This is a genomic window from Clostridium sp. AM33-3, from assembly GCF_003480315.1.
GTDB lineage: Bacteria > Bacillota > Clostridia > Lachnospirales > Lachnospiraceae > Brotaphodocola.
Genome location: NZ_QUIV01000054.1, coordinates 372 through 586 on the forward strand (window position 1 = coordinate 372; position 215 = coordinate 586).

General features: G+C 44.7%; 1 pseudogene. It reads left to right on the forward strand.

The features are described 5' to 3' along the window. Nucleotides 1-6: 6 nt before the first annotated feature. Nucleotides 7-215: pseudogene (locus DW819_RS15830) on the forward strand (hypothetical protein); the annotation flags it as partial.

Genomic DNA, 215 nt, shown 5'->3' on the forward strand with positions numbered 1-215 from the left:
GTGAAAATGAGTATCTATGAATATGACGAAGAAAAAAACTACAAAATGCTCCAGGAGCAATACTGGAATATGGGGCACGAGCGTGGCAAGAGCGAAGGAATGGCCGAGGGAATGGCTCAGGGAAGAGCTGAAGGAAGAGCTGAGGGAAGAGCTGAAGGAGAACTTAAAGAAGCAATACGTTTGATCCTGATCAAAATCAAAAAACAACAGTCCCC